Here is a 19,847-nt window from a genome sequence, read left to right on the forward strand (position 1 = left end):
CGATGGAGTAAAGATTTCACCGTCCCGGGACGGCAGCCGAGCGCTTCAGCGATCGCCGCCTCCGGCAGGTCAAGATAGAAACGCAGAAACACGGCCGCACGCTGACGGCGACCCAACGCCAGCAACGCCTGACGCACCGCGGCACCGTCCTCAGCCGACGGTGAAAACACCGGCGGCGAACCGCGAGCCACATGCCGGCGAGCCACCACCAAACGCCGCCACCACGACCGCGACCGGTTCACCACCACCGTATGCAGCCAACTCTCCGGCTCACGAACCGACGGCCAATGCCGGTACAGCTCGACGAACGCCTCCTGCACAATGTCCTCGGCCGCCGCCACACTGTCCGTAATCACATACGCCAACCGGATCATGCCGTCGTAATGCGCCCGATACACCGCGCCGAAATCATCCAACGCGCTCCCGCCCACCTCGGGCTCCCTAACCGCAGACCGTGTCACGCTACCCAGTCGCGCCAACCACCCAATCGGTTCCAAGGAATCCGATCGTCTCAGGATATGAGCTGCCGCGACGACCGTCGTGCCCCAGACCGTAGCTCCCGCAGCCTCGCCCTCCGCGCCCAGTCACGCTCAACATCCCGACAAAATCCCCGATTTTGTCGCCTCGTACACACCCGGAAGCCGCAACATCAAGGATTTCGCTGCTACGTACGGCCGGGTCGTGTAGCCGCGCACGGTGAGGCCGCGGGAGCAACGGCATGGCGCACGGCGAACGTCGCGGTAGCTCACATCTCTCTTTGCTTGGATCTGTTTAGCGCGAGGATGCGCTTCGACGACCTTGGCGGCGGGCAGACGTGGGGCGGAAGTCGAGGATCGTCTGCGCGGCGGCGGTGAGACTCGGCAGGCACATGTCGGCCGTGACGAGGTCGGCTGGGTCGTGGGTGCTGGCGACCGCGAGCACGGTGCAGCCGGCGCGTTTCGCGGCCAAGACGCCGGCCGGGGCGTCCTCCACCGCCAGGCAGTCGGCCGGAGGGATACCGAGCCGCTCGGCGGCCATCAAGTAGCAGTCAGCCGACGGTTTGCCGGCCGGCACCTCTTCGCCGTACACCTGGACCTTCGGCAGCGGCAGACCGCACGACTCGAAGCTCAGCCGCACCGACCACCGGTTGCCCGACGTCACAATGGCCCACGGTCGATCGCGCAGGCTGTCGAGAAGCGTGGCGGCGTGCGGAGCGGCCCGGACCAGTCCGATCTTTTCGCGCATGAGACCGTCCAGGACAGCGCGCTCGGTGGCGACGTCCAGATGCGGCGCGACCTGGGCGAGGAGGTCTTCGGTGCGGCGGCCGTGGATGAGCCCGAGAACGTAGCTGACGTCGAGTGAGTGGCGTTTCGCCCAGGTGCCCCAAATGTCTTCGTAGATTGTGGATGTGTCCAACAACACACCGTCCACATCGAACAGTACGCCGACATCCGTCATAGCTGCGCTCACGCCCTTCGATGTCGAAGACCCGTCGTACTGGCGCCCATGGTTCGGCATCAACTCGCTTATCGCAAGCCTTGCGTAAGCCGCGTCCGCGTGGACATCATGTTCCTCGATATCGACCGACTTCTACGGGGGAGTGTCTGTCGTCGTGTCTTTCTTCGCAGTGCGCGGCAGTCAGCGGGCGGTCGATCAGGTGACCGCGGCCGGTGGCCTGAGGGTGCGAGTCGCGGTGGGCGCGGGAGCATTCGTCGGGATGGGACTGCAGGTCGGCGTGTGGTCGGTGCTGATCGCCGATCTTGCCGGTGCGCTGCGGCTGAGCCCGGGCACGCTCGGCGCGGCCTTGATCGTGCAGATCGTCGCCATGATCGTGTCGGTCGTGGTGGGCGGGCAGGTGGTGGACCGCGTGGGGCGGCGGCCGGTCGTGATCCTCGGCTTCGCGCTGGGTGGCGTCGCGTTCCTGCTGTTCGCCCGGGTCGGCACCGTGACCGGCCTGGTCGCCGTACTGCTGATCTTCGGAGCCGGTGGCAGCCTCATAGACATTTCGGCAAACGCCATCGGCGCGGACATTGAACGGCAATACCACACACAGGTCATGAACTGGCTGCATGCCGGATACAGCATCGGGCTGGCGCTGGGCGCTGGTTTGGCGGTTTTGGGCATCATGTCGGGCTGGCAGTACCGGTCGGTCTTCGTTGCGCTGGCGCTGATGCTCGGTGTCTTCGCCGTGGCTCTGGTCCGGTTGCCGATGCCGCGCCGGATACACCGTGGCGAGGCGCCGACGGCCCTGGCGTCACAGCTCGATGGCGGCGACCGGCGCCACGCGTGGCAGGTCATCGCCGCGCCGGCGGTGCTTCTGCTCACCTGCGTCGTGTTCGCCGCCTACCTGATCGAGAGCACGTTCAACAGTTTCCTCTCGCTCTACCTGCGGTCGGTGTTCTCATCGGGTGCCGCGCTGGCCGGCGCGGGCGTTCTGGCCGTGGCGATCGCCGGGATCGCGGGCCGACTCATCGGCGGCAGCGCGGTACGCCAGGTGGGTTCGCGTCACACATTCCTGCTCGCCGCCGCGCTGGTGTTGGTCGGCCTGGCCGCCGCGGTCGCCACCGGCAGTGCGCTGGTGACGCTGATCGGGCTGCTGCTGGTCGCGTTCGCGCTCGCCCCGGTCGTGCCGACCGCGCTGTCGGAGGTGGCCCGAGCCATGCCGTCGCACGCCGGCCGGGCGGTCGGCACGGTCGGCGCGGTGGGCTATGTAGCGATCGCGGCCGGCCCGGCACTGACCGGGGCACTGGCTGACAAGACCAGTCTGCGCTTCGCGATCGGCGCGTTGATGCTGGCCGCGGCCGCCATCGCGGTGGCCGGTTCGATCACGATCCCGCCTCGGGCGGTGGTCGGCACCACCGACAGAGAACTGTCTACATCGGACACCTGAATAGTCACCACACGGGGGAGAGGCACAATGACCACTGAACGAGGCGGAAACTTGCTGCGCGTAGACGGTCAGCGGTTCGTCAACGGGCGGGGTGCTGAGGTCCGGCTGCGCGGCATCGGCCTCGCGGGTTGGCTCAACATGGAAAACTGGATCACCGGCTACCCGGCACACGAGCAGGGGCAGCGCGACGCGGTCGCCAGCGTGCTGGGCCCGGAGCGGGCACGGTTCTTCTTCGACCGCTTTCTCGAACACTTCTTCACCGACGCTGACGCGGCCTTCATCGCGTCGCTGGGGCTCAACTCGGTCCGCATCCCGATCACCTACCGCCATCTGGAGAGCGACGCGCGTCCGTTCGAGATCATCGAGGACGGCTTTCGCCACCTGGACCGGGCGATCGACGTGCTCGCCCGGCATGGCATCTACTCGATCATCGACCTGCACACGCTGCCGGGCTGGCAGAATCACGACTGGCACTGCGACAACCCGACGCACACCGCGCAGTTCTGGCAGCATCGGCACTTCCAGGACCGCACGCTCCATCTGTGGCGGATCATCGCGCAGCGATACCAGCACAATGACTGGGTCGCGGGATACAACCCGCTCAACGAGCCGTCTGATCCGACCGGCGAGCTGGTCGGCCCCTTCAGCCAGGAGCTGATCGAGGTCATCCGTGAGGTCGACCCGAGTCACATCATCTTCCTGGACGGCAACCGGTACGGCAACGACTTCGACGTGTTCGACGCGTCGACGCCGAACGTGGTTTTCTCGGCGCACGACTACGCGCCGCCCGGTTACATGCCGGGTGGCCAGTACCCGGGCATCACCCACCTCACCCACGTATGGACGCCGACCGACGAGGACACCCACTCGTACGGCGTGCTGCGCCCCACCGACCCGCGTGACCAGTATTTCGACCGCGACACGGTGCGTGCGATGTTCGACAAGCGCACCGACTTCATGCGTCGCACCGGCACGCCGGTGTGGGTCGGCGAGTTCAATGTCGTATTCACCGGCGACCCGCGGGTCGACGAGATGCGACTGCGCCTGCTCGGTGACCAGTTCGAAAACTACGAGAGCACCAACTCGAGCTGGGCGTTCTGGCCGCTGAAGGACGTCGGCCTGTGCGCGCCGATGTACGTCGACCCGGAGAGCGCGTGGATGCGCCGGCTCGAACCGGTGTTGCGGCGCAAGGCGAAGTTCGGCGCGGACGCGTGGGGCGGCACCCACGACGCGATCCGGCACGTGATGGGCCCCTTGAAGGAGCTGTTCGCGACGGAGTTCCCGCTGTACCAGCCCGAGCCGTTCGGCGCCGAGTTCCTGATCAACCGGTTGGTGCCGCAGATCCTCTTCGCCGAGGCCCTGCTGCCCGAGTTCGGTGAGCTGTTCCGCGACATGGACGAAACCGCCATCGACGAGATGATGCAGTCGTTCCGGTTCGAAAACTGCCGCCCCCGAGAACCGTTGATCGAGCTGCTTCGCAAGGCGACCGGCGGCGGCGCCGCGCAGCAGATCGGCGACGGCGAGCCGGCGGGGGCACCGTGACGGTCGCATCGACGAGCCGCGACGTCGGATCCGGTTCCGTGGTCGGGCGGATCGAGGCACGGCTGGACTGCGAGGTCGAGGTCGAGGCGGTACCCGGGCTGTTCGACCCCGAAAACACCGCCCTGCTGCGGCACCTGCGCGACGCCCGGCGGCTGCTGGTGGTCGTCGACGCGCACCGTGCCGCGCCGCTGCGGGCCTACCTGGACCAGCAGATCTGGCGCGGCCGGCTCGACGGATACACCGAAGTGGACAGTGCGACCTTCGACCGCCTGTCGCCGCTGGCGGCGGTGGAGCGGATCGCCGAGGAGGCGGCTTCGGCCGGCCTGGGCCGGTCGGACGCGTTCCTCAGCTACTGCGGTCCCGCCGTCTCCGACTACGTCCTCATCACCGCCGCGTTGTTCCGGCGGCACACCCGAGCGGTACGGCTCGTCGCCGGCCCACCGCACAACCTGCGGCCCAGCCCACGCACCGCGCTGCCGGACGCGGGGTTGGCGGTATGGCACCGGGAGGTCCGGGTGGTGGTGCCCGACGCGTCGCCCACCGGTGGGTCCCAGCGTGGCGTCATCGAGCAGTCGTACCGGGTGGAGCTGGCGCCGTCGATCTTCACCAGCCAGGCCGACCCGCTGCGCGCCTGGCTGCCCGACGGCGCCAAGGTGCTGGCCGTGGTCGACGCGTTCTCGCCCGACGTGGTGGCCGGCGTGCGGCGCTACTTTCACCCGCACGCCGTCGTACCGGTGGTCAGCTCGGCGCACACCAAGACGCTCGGCCACGCCGGCGAGTTGCTGGCCACCGCTCGGGCGCTGGACCTCGGCCCCGAGGACCGGATCGTGGCGGTGGGCGGTGGCATGCTGCTCGACCTGGTCGGCACGATGGCGCTGCTCTATCAGGGCCAGACACCGTACCTGCGGGTGCCGACCACCCTGGTCGGTCTGATCGACGCGGGAGTCGGTCTCAAGGTCGGTGTCGACGTCAACCAGCGGCGCAACCTGCTGGGCGGTTATCGACCTCCGCTAGCCTGCCTGTGCGACACGACCTTCCTGCGGACGCTGCCACGGGCCGAGATACGGTGCGGTCTGGCCGAAGCGATCAAGATCGCGATGGTGGCCGACGGGCCCCTGCTCGATCTCCTCGAGGAGCATTACGAGGACCTGTTCGAGCGGCCGGACGGGCCGGTCGCCGAGGAGATCGTGCGGCGCTCGATCGCCGCGATGATGCGGGAGCTCGCCGGAAACCCGTACGAGAAGGAACTGCGGCGCCTTCCCGACTTCGGGCACGAGTTCGGGCACCTGCTGGAGACCGCGTCCGGATACGCGTTGCGGCACGGCGAGGCGGTGTCGATCGGCATGGCGTTCGCGGGCCACCTTGGCGTGCAGACCGGCCGGCTGCCGTCCGCCGCGTACGAACGGATGGTCCGGCTGCTGCTGCGCGTCGGGTTGCCGGTGTACAGCCCGCTGTGCCGACCGGAGCGGCTCTGGCGCTGGCTGGGCAGCGACATCTCGGCGCACAAGGGCGGCCGGCCCCACCTGGTCGTGCCGACCGGGGTCGGGCGCGGCGGCTTCATCGACTCGATGCACGAGCTCAACCCCGACCTGCTCCGGCGGGCGTGCGCGGATCTGATCCGCCGCCAGGCGGAGGTGGCGCCGTGATCGGGCCGCGCCCGCACGTCGCCATCGTGGTCGACGCCGGCGGCACCACGACGCGGCTGTCGCTCGCCGAAAACGGCCGGCTCACCGGCGCGGTTCTGCGGGTGCCGACCCCGAGCCCGCGGCTCGGGGTCACCAAGCCCGCCGGGCCACTGCTCGATCTGGTGGCCGAGCACGCCAACCGGCTGCGCGACGCGGCACCGGACCGGCGCGTCGACGCGATCGGGGTGGCGCTCGGCGCGGTCGTCACGAGCGCCGGAGTGGTGCGCAACGCGTCGACGTTGTGGCTGGCGCCAGCGACCGGTCTGGACCTCGCCGCCGCGCTGCGTGACCGGCTGCCGTGGGCGCCGGTCACCGTCGTCAACGATGTGGCCGCCGCACCCTGGCACTACCGGGAGCTGGGGCGGTTCATCTACGCGACGATCAGCACGGGCGTCGCACTCAAGGTTTTCGACGCCGGCCTGCCCGGCACGCGCAAGGTGCTGCTCGACCCCGACTGGCTCGGCGGCGAGTCGGGACACTCCATTGTAGACCCGACGGTCCTGGACGCGGTGCCCGGCGGTGCCGCGGCCGCCCTCCGGCTGGGGCGGGCCGCGGCGGGTGGCGACCCGGATGCCCGGGCCGAGCTGGACCGCCTCGACCTGCCCTGGTGTGAGTGCGGCGCGGTCGGCGACCTGTGCGCGTACGCCAGCGGCCCGGGCACCGTCCGGGTCGCCGCCATGCGGGCCCGGCGCGACCCGGACCGGTTCGCCGGCTCGGTCCTCGCGGAGCTGAGCGGTTCGGACCCGGGGCGGATCGACGCGCGGGCGCTCGCCGCGGCCGCCGCGCGCGGCGACTCGTTCACCGCGGCGGTCCTGCACCGGGTGACCCGCCCGCTGGCGGCCCGGTTGCTGCAACTCTGCGCCGACCTCGGCCTGAGCCGCGCGGTGATCGCCGGCGGGTTCGCGTACGGGGTCGGCGCGCCGTGGTTCGACGCGCTGCGGTCCAATCTGGACGATCTGATGGTCGACGCCGGCTGGTTCACCGGCTGGACCGCGGAGCGCCGCGCCGGCCTGCTCGTCTGCCCGCCGGACACCGATGACGCACCACTGGCCGGGCTGGCCGCGCTGCTGGCCGAGGGCAGCAGCCGGTACCTGAGCCTGGTCAAGCCGGTGGGCGAAGGACGGCTGAGCGTCGTGGAGCGCGAGGCGCACGCATGCGGGCGAGAGCAGGTCCAGCTGCGGATGCGGTACGCCGGCATCTGCGGCACCGACCTTCGAATCCTGCGCGGCGACGTGGGCTGCGAGCCCGAGATCCCGGGTCACGAGTGTGTGGCCGAGGTGGTCGCGGTCGGTTCCTCGGTCACCGAGCTGCGAGTCGGCCAGATGGTGACCCTCAACCCGAACAACCCGCTGGACGACAGCGACAAGCTGGGGCACAACCGATCGGGCGTCTTCACCCAGCTGATGACGTTCGACAGGGGCGTGGTCAGCCGCGGCCAGGTGATCGAGGTACCGGCTACCGCCGGACCGGAGTGGGTGCTGGTCGAACCGCTGGCCGGGGCGGTACGGGCCCAACGGGCGACGGCCCAGCTGGTGCCGGCCGAGCGGGTGTTGGTGGTCGGCGGCGGCCTGTCCGGCCTGATCCACCTCGGCCTGGCCCGGCTCGGGGGAGCGGAGACCGTACTGCTGGCCAGCCGGTCCGCGGCAACGCTGGAGCGCGCCATCCGGCGGGGTTTCTGCGAGCCCAAGTACGCGCTGCCGCTGGACGATGAGCTGGTCGCCGCGGTCCTGGCCGCGACCGGCGGGCGTGGGGTGGACGCCTTGTACGTCGCCGTCGGCGCGAACGTCGGCACGTCGATCGTGGCGGGGCTGTGGCCGGCGCTGGCCGAGACCGCCGCGGTCAACCTGTACGGAGGCTTTCCGGCAGACGCCCGGCTGCCGGTCGGCGGCGACGAGGTGGTGCCCGTCGGCCCGCTGCGCTCCGCCGCGGCCCACCAGTGGGTCGACAATCCGGCTGGTGGCCGGGCGGTGGTCCTCGGCAATCGCGGTGGCCTGCGGGAGGACATGCTCGCCGCGGCCGAGCTGTGCCGCGGCGACGCCGGGCGCGAACTGGGCCTGGACCGTCTGGTGACGCACATCGTCTCGCTGTTGGCGGCGCCTGATGTGGCGGCCGAGCTGGCCCAGTACGGCACCGTCAACGGCCAGCCGGCGCTGCGCGCGGTGATCGATACCGGGCTGCCGGGGACGGTGGTGCGGGAGTGCTGAGCGAGCTGGCGCCGGACGCCTTGTTGGCCGCGTTCCGGGACGCCGTCGCGGGTGGGCGCGGCGGCGCGGCGGGTGCGGTCGCCCGGCTGGCCACCGAGGGTGGCGAGCCCCGGCTCGGCTGGCTGGAGCCGCCGGGCTGGGCGAACGTCGCCGACCTGCTCGCCGAGTACCCCGTACCCGCGGGCGGCCGGCTGGTGCTGATCGGCACGGGCGGCTGGGCGTTCGGCGCCCACGCCGTGCGCGAAGTCGGCGGGGCCCGGCTCGACGTCTTGGACGTGCTGGACCCGGATGCGCTGCGCCGCACGATCGCCGGGCCGGACGGCCCACCAGACCTGGTCGTGGCGGTGTCCGAGTCGGGCACCACCGTCGAGACGAGACTGCTCGCCGAGGCGGTGCGCGACAGGTACGGCGTCGACGTCCGCTGGCTCACCGGGCCGCGGCTGACCGGCCAGGTGGCGTTGTTCGCCGCGCCATTGAGTACGCCGTTCCTGCTGTGCTCGTCGGTGGTGGCGGGTGACGGTTTCCGCGCGGCGTACGACGATTTCGTGCGCGGCGCCCCCGCGCTGGCGAAATGGGCCGCGGCGACGTCCGCCGCCGCGCCGGAACTGCCGGGGAGGGTCGTGCTGCGCCCGCCCGGCGACGCCGGTCCCGGCCTGCGGCTGTACCTGACCCAGTTGGCGAGGCAGGCACTCGGTGGCAGGAGCGGCACCTGGTACGACGTCGGTGCGGAGATCGGCGACGGGCCGGCTGACTGGGTCGTCGACCTGCCCGCCGGATCGCCGTCGGTGCACCCGGTGACCGTCCTGATGCGACAGTGCTACGCCGCGGACGCGCTGGTGGCGTGCGTCGGTGCGCGACTGGGCATCAGGTTCGCCACGCATCCCGCGGTGAGCCGGTACAAGCGACTGCTCGCTGAGGCGGACGGCGACGCGGCGGAAGCGGTGGCGGTGCCGGCCGCCGGCATCGTGCCGGCCGCGTCCGACTGGCTTGGCGCGACACCAGGTCTGCGCGCCGGTCACCTGGTCTGCTACGACTCCGGCCTCGCCGGGCGGCTCGCGGCCGCGCACCACGGATCGGGATGGGAGTGCCACCCGGGCAGCACCTGGAACCACCACACCTACCAGGCCGTGGCGGGCCACCCGGACATCGGCGTGGCCGTCGTGCTCCCGGCGCGCGACGACGACGCCCTGCTGCGCGCGCAGGCCGGCATCGCGGTGGCCACCAGCCGGTCGCTGGCCCCGCGGAGCCTGCTGCTCCGGCCCGTCGGAGGGGCTCGATGAGACCGGCCGTCGCTCATCACGTCCTCGGCCTCGATCCGCGGACCCGGCCAGAGGTCGAGCCGCTGGCGTCGTGCGGTCCGGGCGTCACGGTGCTGATACCGACACACAGCGACCGGACGCACGACGGCGGCACCGACCGGATAGACACCCTGGCTCACTGCCTGCGATCCCTGGCCGCCCAGCCCCGCGAAGGCGCGCTGCCGGTGTCTGTGGTGATCGTCGATGGTGGACTCGCCAGCGGCGACGCCGACCGGGTCCGGGCCGCTCTGCGCACAACCGGCCTGCCGCACGAGGTGGTGCCGGCGCCACCCGGCCCGAAGTCGGCCGCCGGCACCCGCAACGCCGGCCTGGCCTGGCTCGCCCAGCAGCCGGACGGGTCGCCGCTGGTCCACCGGCACCTGCTGTTCCTCGACGACGACACCGCGCTCGCACCCGGCGGCCCGGCCGCACTGGTCGACATTCTCGACCGGCACCCCGAGGCGGTGGCGGTCTGCCCGAAGATCGTCACGGTCGCGTCGGTCGTCGAATGGCTCGACCGGGAACCGCCTGTGCCGGCCGCGGGGGCGGCCAGCCGGGCGCTGCCCGGCAGCCTCCACGACGGGCGGTACGACCTGCTCACCGTGACCTCGCACGGCAGCCTCGTGGCCGGCCGGGTGGTCGGCCTCATGGTCCGCGCCGACCTGGTGCTCGGCTGGCTGCGCCGAGGGGGCCGGCTGTTCTACCCGAGCACTCCGCGCGCAAGCAGCGAGGACATGCTGGCCATGGCGACGCTGACCCGGTTGGGCCAGCTGCGGGCGGCATCCGGCGTGCGCGTCGCCGACCTCGTTCGGCGCACCCCCGTCGACACCCGGCGCCAGCAGCTGGCTTGGGGCTACGACCACGGCTGGCTCGCCGGCGAACTGGGCGCGGCCGGCCTGCTCGATCCCGGCCTGCACGTGCTGACCTGGGATGAAGGAATCGGCTGGCGGCAGTATCGGCGCCCCGACCCGGACCGGTACGGCTACCTGGTGAACCCGCGGGAGGTCGCCACGCTCGGCGCGATGCTCGCCGCGGCCGCCCGGGACGGCGCTACGGCGCGGTCGCTGTTCGGGGTGTCCGCGGCCGAGCTCGGCGCGGCCGCGGCACCGCTGACCACGCTGCCCGCCCGCCTGCCCGAGCTGCTGCGCGACGCCGAGGTCAGGCACCGGCCCGACCTGCCGCCGCTCGTGCCGCGGCGGTTCGAGACCTTGCGGGAAGGGCTGGACGGGCTGCTCGCCCACCTGGCCGGCAACGCCCTCGGCAGCATGGCCCACGGCCTGGCCGACGACGGCCTGCCCGCCCATTTCCTCTACGGACTTCGCCAAGGCGCCGCCGGCGCGATCGCCCTGCGAGGAGAAGGTGATGGTGCTCCATGAATGTGCGGATCGGCCTTGCGGGAGCCGGCTACCTGACCCAGAGCGCGCTGCTGCCGGCACTGGAGGGACTCGACGGCTTCGAGGTGGCGGCGGTTCTCGACCCGCGCGCGCACGCCCGCGAGCTGGTTGCCGAGAAAGTGCCCGGTGCGCTGGTCACCGGCGACGAGGACGCGTTCTTCGGCGTCGACCTCGACGCGGTGCACGTGGCCACGCCGAACCACCTGCACGCACCGATCGCCCTCCGGGCGCTGGCGGCGGGTCTGGCGGTCGTGGTGGACAAGCCGCTGGCCGGTACGGTCGCCGACGCGCTGGAGCTCCACCTGGCCGCGCAGGCGTCGACCGTGCCGTTGCTGGTCGGGTACATGTCGCGGCTGAACGCCAACAACGAGGCCGTCCGCCGGCTGGTCGCGGACGGCGCGATCGGCGTACCGCTGGCGATGAACGCCACCTTCCTGGGGCACGCGGACGGCAACTGGCGCAACTACCGCGAGTACTCCGGCCTGGGCTCTGCCGCGGACCTTGGCATCTATCCACTGTTGACCGGGGGAGACCTGCTCGGTGCGCCGGCCACCGCCTGCCAGGCGGTCGCCTATCCCGCGGGCGACTCGCGGCTGACCGACATCCACCTGGACGCCACCGTGTGGTTCGGCGACCGGCGGCTGCACATCGAGTCGTCGTTCACCGAGGATCCCTTCGTGGGCAAGTCGCGCTACAGCGTTGTCGGCACCGAAGGCGTCATCGTCGCGGTCGAGACGTGGGCGATGAACGGCGGCGGTAGCGTGCTGCTCTGCGACGACCAGGGCCGCCGACCGGTGACTCCGCCGCTCGTCGACCCGTACGCCGAACAGTATCGGCTGCTCGCCGAGTGCATGGCGGGCAAGCCGGTGCCGCCCGAGGCCGGCTCGGCCCGGGGACTGCGGGACGTCGCGATACTGCACCAGTTGGACCGCAGCGCCGCCAGCGGTGGAGCCCGACTGTCCATACCGGAAACGGAGCCGCCATGGACCTCGTGATGCATAGCTGGTCGCTGCGCGACTACTCGCTGGAGCACGTGTTCGCGGTCGCCGCGCATTACGGCTTCGACGGTGTCGAGGTATCGACGTGCCATCTCGACCTGCGCGGTGACCCGGGCGTGGTGCGCGGCGAGGTGGCGCGGGCCGCCGCGTTGGCGAAGCGGCATGGGACGCGGGTGCACTGCGTCGGGTACGAGGGTGACTTCATCGCGGATGACGCGGATCGGCGGGCGTCGTCCGTCACGCTCGTCGGCCGGATCATCGAGGCCTGCCGCGAACACGGCATCGGTTTGGTGAACGGCTTTGGTGGATGGCTGCGGGGCGCCGATCCGGACGACTGGCCGCGGAACGGCAGTGCGCTCGCCCGCGACGAGCATTACACCCGATCCGGTGAGGCGTATCAGGCGGTGGGCGCGATCGGCGCCCGAGAGGGCGTGCGGGTCGGCGTCGAGGTGCATCCGAACAACATCCACGACACCGTGGCGACAACCGCGCGGCTCCTCGACCTCGTCGACCATCCCGCGGTGATCGCCACCGTCGACCCCGCCAACTCCGCACTGATCAGCCCGGAGGACCAGGACCCGGCGGTACTCGACCGGCTCGGTGAGCGCGTCGGCTATTTCCACATCAAAAACTACGTCCCGGCCCGGGGACGGGCCGATTTCAGTGTGGACACCGCAGCCGGTGTGATTGACAACCTTCGGTGGCTGGGCAAGCTGGCCGAGCGCGGCGGCGTGCCGGCCGCGGCGCTGGAGTACTGCGGTGTGGGCGACCCGCACCCGAGGCTGCGGGCGGCCCACCGCTATGTGCGCGAGTGCGAGGAACTGCTCGATGTGGTCGGCGCCCGCCTCTGACGGGTCATCGCCTCCGCAGCGACCGCAGCAGCAGCCACGCCGGCCGGGGATTCCATGGGCGGGCCAACCACCAGCGCCACAGGTGAAACCGAGCGTCGTCGACGTGGCCGTTTCGCAGCAGTATCGGGCCGTACGCCCGGTCGAAATCCAGCCCTCGGCCCCGGATCGCCGACGGGTACTTGCGGCTGTGCTTCTTCCACACCGAGTACGCGCCCATCCGCAGCACGTCTTCGTCCGCGGTGATCTGGTCTTCGGTCGCCACGTCGCCGGCGCTGATCGCCCGGTACTCGGCCAGCGGCGTGTGATTAGGCACGCAGCGGTATCCCGCCTCTACGAACCGCCACATGAACTCCTGGTCGTCGCCCATGTAGAACGCCTCGTCGAACCGCAGCCGCCGGGCCACCTCGGTGCGCACCACGGTGAAGCTCGGCTGGATCCACGTCCCGGCGCACATCGCGTCCATCGAGGTCGGCATCCTGAAGTACGGGTTGTCGAACAGGTTGTGCCACGAGCCGTCCTGGTCCTGGCGGCGCCCGTTGCACAGCGCCATGTCGGCGTCGGGGTTGTCGGCGAGCACCGCCAGCTGGCTGCTGAGGTATTTCGGCTCCCACCAGTCGTCGCTGTCGAGCAGCGCGATCCACTCGCCGCGGGCGGCATCGATGCCGGTGTTGCGGGCCGCCGGCGGCCCACCGTTGGGCCGGGTGACCACCCGCAGCCGTGGCTCGTCGGCGTAGCGCTGGCCGATCTCAGCGGGCGTGTCGTCGGTGGAGCCATCGTCTACGACGATGACTTCGAAATCACAGTCTACTTGCGACAGAGCCGCGTCGATGGCGATCGGCAACAGTGCCAGTCGGTTGTATGCCGTAATCACCACAGAAACGTTTGGATCAAAGGCCATCGGCGTATCTCCCCCGTCTTGATACATCGACACCTACCGTATCGTAAACGAGACCTTGGAGGTCGCCGTGTCCGCCTCGATGTGCTATTCGCCCCTCATCCTCGGCGGCCTGTTCCTCGAAGCCGAAGCCGCTACCAGGGCCCGCCTGGACATGTTCGCCGACCTGGGCGGCCACACCATCGACACCGCGCCGATGTACGACGATGGTGGATCCGAGGAGATCATCGGCCGGTGGATGGCGGATCGGCGTGCGACCGTCCGCCGGGAAGAATGGCAGATCGTCTCGAAGGTCTGTCACCCGGAAAACGGGCAGTCCCGGGTCCGACCAGACGTGATCCGGGCGGAGGTCGCCGGTTCCCTGCACCGGCTGCGCACCGACTACCTGGACACCGTGCTGCTGCACCGCGACGACCCGAACGTGCCGGTGCACACGATCGCCGACACGTTGCTCGACCTGCGCGAGAGCGGCATGATCCGCGATTTCGGTGTGTCGAACTGGAGCGCCGACCGGCTGGCCGCCTTCGCCGACGCGGTGGCGCCGCAGCGGCCGGTCGCGAGCTACCAGTTCAGCCTCGCGGTCCCGGCGGGACCACTGTGGCCGGACAGCCGGCACGCGACGGCGGAGCTGCTCAAGGTCATTCTGGAACGTGGCCTCTGTCTGCAGGCGTGGACCGCGCTGGCGCGCGGCTGGTTCGCCGGCCGGAACCCCGCCGACAGCACCGGGGACAGCCGGAGAATGCTCGAGTTGTTCGACACACCGGCCAACCGGGCGGCCCGCGACATGGTCTTCTCCATTGCCAGGAAACGGGATGTCGCGCCGGTCGCGGTGGCGCTGGCGTGGCTGTGTCCCGCGGGCATGGACGTCCACGCGGTGATCGCTCCGCGGTCAGCCGAGCAGTTTCGGGAGTGCTTCGACGCCGTCGACCTCACATTGACGACCGCTGAGTGGAGCGAGCTTTCCCGGGCGGCCGGCCTTGAATGGCTTCGGATCTTGACAGGGTGATCGTTTGGCTGCGACGGTTGCCGCTTACCTCCGTCGCCCGGTCGGACGGTCGCGAACGGCCAAGGGGAGGAACGCCGATGAGGTCTCCACACGTTTCTGGGCGCCGAGGGTGGGCGTTCGGGCTCTGCCTCGGCCTGGTGGCCGGGGTCGTGATGGCTGGCGGGCCGGCGGCGACGGCCGCGGAGGTTCCGGATGCGACCGCCGCCGCGGCACCGGCGCGCTACGTACCCTTCGCGACGCCGGTGGGGGCACTGGCGGGTGTCCTCGGACCGGACTCCACCACCACATTCCCAGTCCTCGGTGTCGGTGGGGTTCCCGCCACCGGCGTGAGCGCGGTGCTCGTCCGCGTCATAACCCACGATCCGACCGCGGCGACCTGGCTGGCGCTGTGGCCCGACGAGACTTCCCGGCCGGCAGATCTGTCCACACTCAACGTGGCGGCGGGCGAGAACATCTCGAACGTCGCCGTCGTGGTCCCGGGCGCGAACGGCCGCATCGCGGTCTACAACCGATGGGGTGAGGTGTCCGTCGGAGTCGACGTACAGGGTTACTTCACGACGGCGGCGAGCCCGGCCACGGGCGGGTTCGTACCGGTCGCCCACACCCGGCTCATCGACACCCGCAGCGGACTGGGTACCACGACCGGAATGATCCCGGCCGGCGGCAGCCGGACCGTCACCATCGCCGGCACCTTCGTGCCCGCCGGCGCGACGGCGGCGTACGTGAACCTGCTCGTGCCGGGCGCCACGGCTGGCGGCTGGGTGGGCGCCGCGCCGCCGGGCACGGCTCTCGGGAAGGGCGCGATCGACTATGCCGCCGGGTCGACCCAGTCGGGCGCGACAATCAAACTCGCCGCCGACGGTCGGGTCACCTTCTACAACAAGGGCAGCGCCGCGATCAACCTGGTCGTGACCCTGCAGGGCTACTTTTCGGGCACAGCCAACGGTGGTACGCCGTTCCAGCCGGTGACCAGCAGGCTCATCAACACGCGTACCGCAGGCACTGGCGTGCCGCTGGCCGGGGGCGGCACGCTCGACGTCCAGGTGGCCGGGATCGGCGGGCTGCCGGCGAGCGGCGTCACCGGTGCGGTGCTGCACCTGACCGTGACGCCGGAGGAGGCCGGATATCTCAAGGCGTGGCCGGCCGCCGAGGCGGAGCCGAGCGTGACCTTGATGGACTTCAACGCCGGCGCTTGGCGGACGAACACGGTGGTGCTCCGGCCCGGCCCGGACGGCAAAATCCGTTTGAAGAACGGCAGCTTCGCCCCCATCCATCTGATAGTGGACGTGCAGGGCTGGTTCGAGCGGGCCGGCGAGCCCCGGCCGGTGAAGGTCATGCCGATGGGCGACTCCATCACCTGGGGCCAGGGCAGTAGCACCACCTCCGGATACCGGGGTCCGCTCTGGTTGCGACTGTCCAATGAGGCCGGTTACACACCCGACTTCGTGGGCACACAGACGGTTGGCACGATCGGGGACCCGGACAACGAGGGGCACCGGGGCTGGCAGATCGACCAGCTTCAGGCGAACGCCACCACCTGGATCACCACCTACCAGCCGGACGTGGTGCTGCTGCACATCGGCACCAACGACATGTACCGCAACTACCAGGTCGACACGGCGCCCGACCGGCTCAGCGCCCTGATCGACCAGATCCTCGCCGCCCGCCCCGGCATCTACGTGCTGGTGGCGAAGATCATTCCCTCCACCAACGCCAGCGCCCAGTCGCGGATCAACGCGTACAACGCCAAGATCCCCGCGATCGTGGCCGCGAAGGGCGACCACGTCCGGATGGTCGATACCACGAATCTGGCCAGCGCCGATCTCGTCGACCAACTGCACCCCAACGACGCCGGCTACGCCAAGATGTCCGACCGCTGGTACCCCGCACTGACCACAGTCCTCGCCAGCTAGAGAGCCTTCGGGATCAAGCTCAGGATCGGGCTTTGAGCTGCCGCGACGCCCGTCGCGCGTGAGACCGTTGCTCCCGCGGCCTCGCCCTCCGCGGTTACACAACCAGTTCGCTGGCGGCCCGCGAAAGCTCTTTAGTGGACAGTCAGTCCCTTGCCTGGCCGCACCCCCAAACCCGCATTGAGTGATTGCCCCGATGCCCGAAGGCGGCGGATTACCGAGACTGAGAAATGAGCGAGTTCTGGTCATCCCTTACAGACGCCGAGCGTGCCGCCTTCCGCGAACGCAGTACCGTCCGCTGGTGGCGTCGTGGCGAGCTGCTCATCCGCGAAGCGGACGCTTCGCTGTGGGTCGCTGTGCTGCTCAAGGGTCGTGTCAAGATCTCTTCGCACGATCCGTCCGGCGCGCATGCGCTGCTGGCGATCTGCGGGCCGGGGGCGCTTCTCGGCGAGGTGGCCGTCGTCGACAACGCTCCTCGGTCCGCCAGCATTCACGCCCTCGAGCACGTCGATGCGCTGGTCATGAACGTGCCGGTCTTCGAGTCCTACCTCGAACGCATGCCGCGGGTCCAAGTGCTGGTGATGCGCACGCTCGCGACGCGGCTGCGTGATGCCGACCGCAAGCGGCTGGAGTTCACCGCCTACGACTCCACCGCCCGCGTGGCGGCCCGGCTGGTCGAGCTGGCCGAGCGGTTCGGCGCCACCGACGCGGGCGCTATCCGGATCACCCTGCCACTGTCGCAGGACGACCTCGCCGACTGGGTCGGATCCTCGCGAGAAGCCGTCACGCGGGCGTTGGCCGCGCTACGTCGCCAAGGCTGGATCCGTACCGGCCGGATGTCCACCAGCATCCTCGACCTCGAATCGCTGCGCGTCCGGGCAACCCGCCCCTCGGTACAGCGGGGTGCGCGCAAGGCCGTCCTGAGCACCGGCCCTTCTCATGTTGTTTGAACGAGGATGCGGATCGTTCCAATCGGCTTGGGCTCGCCCACTGCCGCGAGGCAGGCTCGACTCGTTCGGTTGGAATGCGGTTCCAAAGGAGGTTGGTGATGACGACTACTGCTGAGCGCCTGGCCTGGAAGGTGTTGGATGTGCTGCACTCGGGTGACGTCGCGGCATTGGAGGGTGTGGTGAGTGACGACTTTGTCGATCACGGTGCCCCGCCCGGGCTGCCGTCGGGTCGGGCGGGCTATGCGGCCACGATGCGGTGGCTGCACGACACGTTGCAGATTCGGTACGAGGTTCACGACATCGTGGCGGCGGGAGACAAGGTCGCGATCCGGGCGACGGCGCATGGCATCCACCGGGATGGTCATTTGGGTTTCGCCCCGACGGGTAAGGCGTACGCATTGGAGACCATGCACATGTACCGCGAGCGTGACGGCCTGTTGGTCGAGCATTGGGGCGTGCGGGACGAGTTGGGTGTGCTGCGGCAGGTGGGGGCGCTGCCGATTCCAGGTGCGGATCCCACACCCGCGGACGGCGCGGTGGCGTAGTGAATGTGCGGCCGGGTGGGCCACGCCGGGCGGGCATCGACCCCGGCGGCGCTGCCCGGCTGCGCATCCTGGAGGCGGCGAGCGCGTTGTTCGTCCGCCGGGGATACGTCGGCACCACGGTGCAGGCGGTCGCTGGCCGCGCCGGGGTGAGCGTACAGACGATCTACAACGTGGTGGGTGGCAAATCGGACCTGCTCAAAGCCGTCTACGATGCGATGCTCGCCGGTGACGCCGCCCCGGTCCCGATGAGCGAACGCCCCACCGCGAAGGCGATGCGGGCAGCCACCGACGCCCGCACGTGCCTGGTGCTTTATGCGCGGATGCCGCGGGAGATCTTCGAGCGGGTGGGTCCGTTACTGAGCGCCGTTTTCAGCGACGGGGACCCGGACGTACGCCGGTTCCTGGACGTGATCGACGGCGAGCGCGCGAACGGCACCCGCCAGATCGCCGGGTTCATCGCCGCGCGGTTCGGGATGCGGCCGGGGATGTCCACCGACCAGGCGGCAGACATTCTCTGGACGCTCACGTCTGTCGACGTGGCCTACCGTCTGGTCCGACGCCGACGCTGGAGCCTGACCGAGTACGAACGCTGGCTCGGCCGGACGATGGCCGACGCCTTGCTCGGCGACCAGGAGTCCTAGCCCGGCTGGCGTTGGTTGAGGGTTTTCCCGCCTGTGCGACGAGTGTGCGCGATGCCAGACTGTCTTGTCTTTCAAGGAGGCATGATGGTTGCTCGGTCCAAACTCTACTCGTTCGCGTTTCGGGTATCGATAGTCGCGGCTTCCGCGGCGACGGCGTTGACCCTCACAGGAACGGTCGCGGTGGCCGCCCCGCGGCACCGGCCAACGACCGTACCCGTGGTAATGACTCTGGACGAAGGCTTCACCCTGCCGCAGTCTGTCCGAGCCGGGTGGGTAACCTTCGAAGTGTCCACTCCGGACGTGTCAGGCGGCTTCCTGCACTATCTTCAGGGGTTCCGGACGTTGGGCGCGGCCGACCCGGACGTGGTCGTGGCCGACCTGCGGGCGGCGCTGTCACCCGATCCCGCGACGGCGGCCGCGGGCATCGCCGCCACCGCCCGCGACGCGGATCTGGTGGGCGGTGCCGCGGTCGACGCGGCTACCACAGTGTCGGTCACGCTCCCACTGACCGCGGGCACCTACTACTTCTTCGACCTCAACGACCTGTTCGTGCCGGGACAGCAAGCAGTACTACACAAACTGCGGGTCGTGGGAGGCTTCATCGGTCACGCGCCCGCCGCCGATGCGACGATCGCTATGCGTACGGTCGCGGGTGCGCCCCGGTTCGTCGCCCCCACACGACTGCCGGCCGGCGGGACGTTCCGGATCGTGAACGCCTCAGACGAAATCCACGAGCTCGCCACACAAAAGGTGGTACCCGGCACGACAGACGTCGACATCCAGCGGTTCTTCGACTCGGGCACGACGACGCCGTTCGCCGAACCGAGCCTGCGCGGTGCGGGCGCTATTTCACCCGGCCGGATCGTGTACCTGCGGATCGAACGTCTCTCCGCCGGGCCGTACGCGTTCATGTGTTTCGTGCCCGGCAAGCACAGCGGCGTGCCGCACGCGATCGAAGGTATGCACACTGTCGCGACGATGCACTAACCGTGGTCACCTCGTGCCGTGGCACGGGATTGGGTGATCTCCCCCTCACCCGCGTGCGGGCGAGTGGGATGC

17 protein-coding genes are annotated in these 19,847 nt (G+C 70.2%); 14 read left to right on the forward strand and 3 right to left on the reverse strand.

The genetic code is table 11. The features are described 5' to 3' along the window. On the reverse strand, window positions 1–431 hold a 431-nt coding region (locus QMG73_RS02745), incomplete at its 3' end, for a SigE family RNA polymerase sigma factor (RefSeq protein ID WP_281892236.1). Window positions 432–771: 340 nt separating this feature from the next. After that, window positions 772–1,437 (reverse strand): HAD-IA family hydrolase, encoded by a 666-nt coding sequence (locus QMG73_RS02750; protein ID WP_281892237.1) that lies wholly within the window; start codon window positions 1,435–1,437, stop codon window positions 772–774. Between the two features lie 154 nt (window positions 1,438–1,591). Between QMG73_RS02750 and QMG73_RS02755 the strand changes: the two genes are divergently transcribed. From QMG73_RS02755 to QMG73_RS02790, 8 genes are read left to right on the forward strand one after another with little or no spacing between them, the layout of a single operon-like run. Further along, entirely contained in the window at window positions 1,592–2,869 is a 1,278-nt protein-coding gene (locus QMG73_RS02755; protein ID WP_281892238.1) for an MFS transporter, read from the forward strand. A gap of 27 nt (window positions 2,870–2,896) precedes the next feature. After that, the gene (locus QMG73_RS02760) at window positions 2,897–4,411 is read left to right on the forward strand and encodes a glycoside hydrolase family 5 protein (protein ID WP_281892240.1); all 1,515 of its coding nucleotides are present in this window, start codon (window positions 2,897–2,899) and stop codon (window positions 4,409–4,411) included. Beyond that, a complete protein-coding gene (locus QMG73_RS02765; protein WP_281892242.1) occupies window positions 4,408–6,057 on the forward strand; it encodes a 3-dehydroquinate synthase family protein in 1,650 nt (549 codons plus the stop codon). Before QMG73_RS02760 ends, QMG73_RS02765 begins: the two co-directional genes overlap by 4 nt. Next, window positions 6,054–8,300 carry an ROK family protein gene (locus QMG73_RS02770; protein ID WP_281892244.1) on the forward strand — a complete coding sequence of 749 codons (2,247 nt, stop codon included), beginning with the start codon at window positions 6,054–6,056 and terminating at the stop codon, window positions 8,298–8,300. Before QMG73_RS02765 ends, QMG73_RS02770 begins: the two co-directional genes overlap by 4 nt. Then, window positions 8,294–9,580 carry a phosphoheptose isomerase family protein gene (locus QMG73_RS02775; RefSeq protein ID WP_281892246.1) on the forward strand — a complete coding sequence of 429 codons (1,287 nt, stop codon included), beginning with the start codon at window positions 8,294–8,296 and terminating at the stop codon, window positions 9,578–9,580. Before QMG73_RS02770 ends, QMG73_RS02775 begins: the two co-directional genes overlap by 7 nt. Then, window positions 9,577–10,974, forward strand: coding sequence for a glycosyltransferase family 2 protein (locus QMG73_RS02780; protein WP_281892248.1), 1,398 nt, complete (start codon window positions 9,577–9,579; stop codon window positions 10,972–10,974). Before QMG73_RS02775 ends, QMG73_RS02780 begins: the two co-directional genes overlap by 4 nt. Next, window positions 10,971–11,987 (forward strand): Gfo/Idh/MocA family protein, encoded by a 1,017-nt coding sequence (locus tag QMG73_RS02785; protein WP_281892250.1) that lies wholly within the window; start codon window positions 10,971–10,973, stop codon window positions 11,985–11,987. Before QMG73_RS02780 ends, QMG73_RS02785 begins: the two co-directional genes overlap by 4 nt. After that, window positions 11,975–12,841, forward strand: a complete 867-nt coding sequence (locus QMG73_RS02790; protein WP_281892251.1) for a sugar phosphate isomerase/epimerase family protein — start codon at window positions 11,975–11,977, stop codon at window positions 12,839–12,841. The genes QMG73_RS02785 and QMG73_RS02790 overlap by 13 nt, the downstream gene beginning before the upstream one ends. A 4-nt stretch (window positions 12,842–12,845) precedes the next feature. Here QMG73_RS02790 and QMG73_RS02795 read toward each other — a convergent pair whose 3' ends face one another. Beyond that, window positions 12,846–13,766, reverse strand: coding sequence for a glycosyltransferase family 2 protein (locus QMG73_RS02795; protein ID WP_309299427.1), 921 nt, complete (start codon window positions 13,764–13,766; stop codon window positions 12,846–12,848). A gap of 40 nt (window positions 13,767–13,806) precedes the next feature. On the opposite strand from QMG73_RS02795, the gene QMG73_RS02800 reads away from it, so the two are divergent. The 6 genes from QMG73_RS02800 (at window position 13,807) to QMG73_RS02825 (ending at window position 19,775) form a co-directional block, all read left to right on the forward strand. Next, window positions 13,807–14,742: an aldo/keto reductase gene (locus QMG73_RS02800; RefSeq protein WP_281892253.1), complete on the forward strand. Its 936-nt coding sequence runs from the start codon at window positions 13,807–13,809 to the stop codon at window positions 14,740–14,742. 77 nt (window positions 14,743–14,819) lie between these two features. Continuing rightward, window positions 14,820–16,655 carry an SGNH/GDSL hydrolase family protein gene (locus QMG73_RS02805; RefSeq protein ID WP_281892254.1) on the forward strand — a complete coding sequence of 612 codons (1,836 nt, stop codon included), beginning with the start codon at window positions 14,820–14,822 and terminating at the stop codon, window positions 16,653–16,655. 227 nt (window positions 16,656–16,882) lie between these two features. Beyond that, window positions 16,883–17,602 (forward strand): Crp/Fnr family transcriptional regulator, encoded by a 720-nt coding sequence (locus tag QMG73_RS02810; protein WP_281892256.1) that lies wholly within the window; start codon window positions 16,883–16,885, stop codon window positions 17,600–17,602. A 98-nt stretch (window positions 17,603–17,700) separates the two neighbouring features. After that, complete coding sequence (locus QMG73_RS02815; protein ID WP_281892258.1) at window positions 17,701–18,147, forward strand: ester cyclase; 447 nt, start codon at window positions 17,701–17,703, stop codon at window positions 18,145–18,147. Further along, complete coding sequence (locus tag QMG73_RS02820; protein WP_281892260.1) at window positions 18,147–18,788, forward strand: TetR/AcrR family transcriptional regulator; 642 nt, start codon at window positions 18,147–18,149, stop codon at window positions 18,786–18,788. Before QMG73_RS02815 ends, QMG73_RS02820 begins: the two co-directional genes overlap by 1 nt. Window positions 18,789–18,869: 81 nt before the next feature. After that, on the forward strand, window positions 18,870–19,775 hold the full coding sequence (locus tag QMG73_RS02825) for a hypothetical protein (protein WP_281892261.1): 906 nt from the start codon (window positions 18,870–18,872) through the stop codon (window positions 19,773–19,775). The last annotated feature ends 72 nt before the right edge of the window (window positions 19,776–19,847 follow it).

The organism is Phytohabitans aurantiacus (genome assembly GCF_027923225.1).
Lineage (GTDB): Bacteria > Actinomycetota > Actinomycetes > Mycobacteriales > Micromonosporaceae > Phytohabitans > Phytohabitans aurantiacus.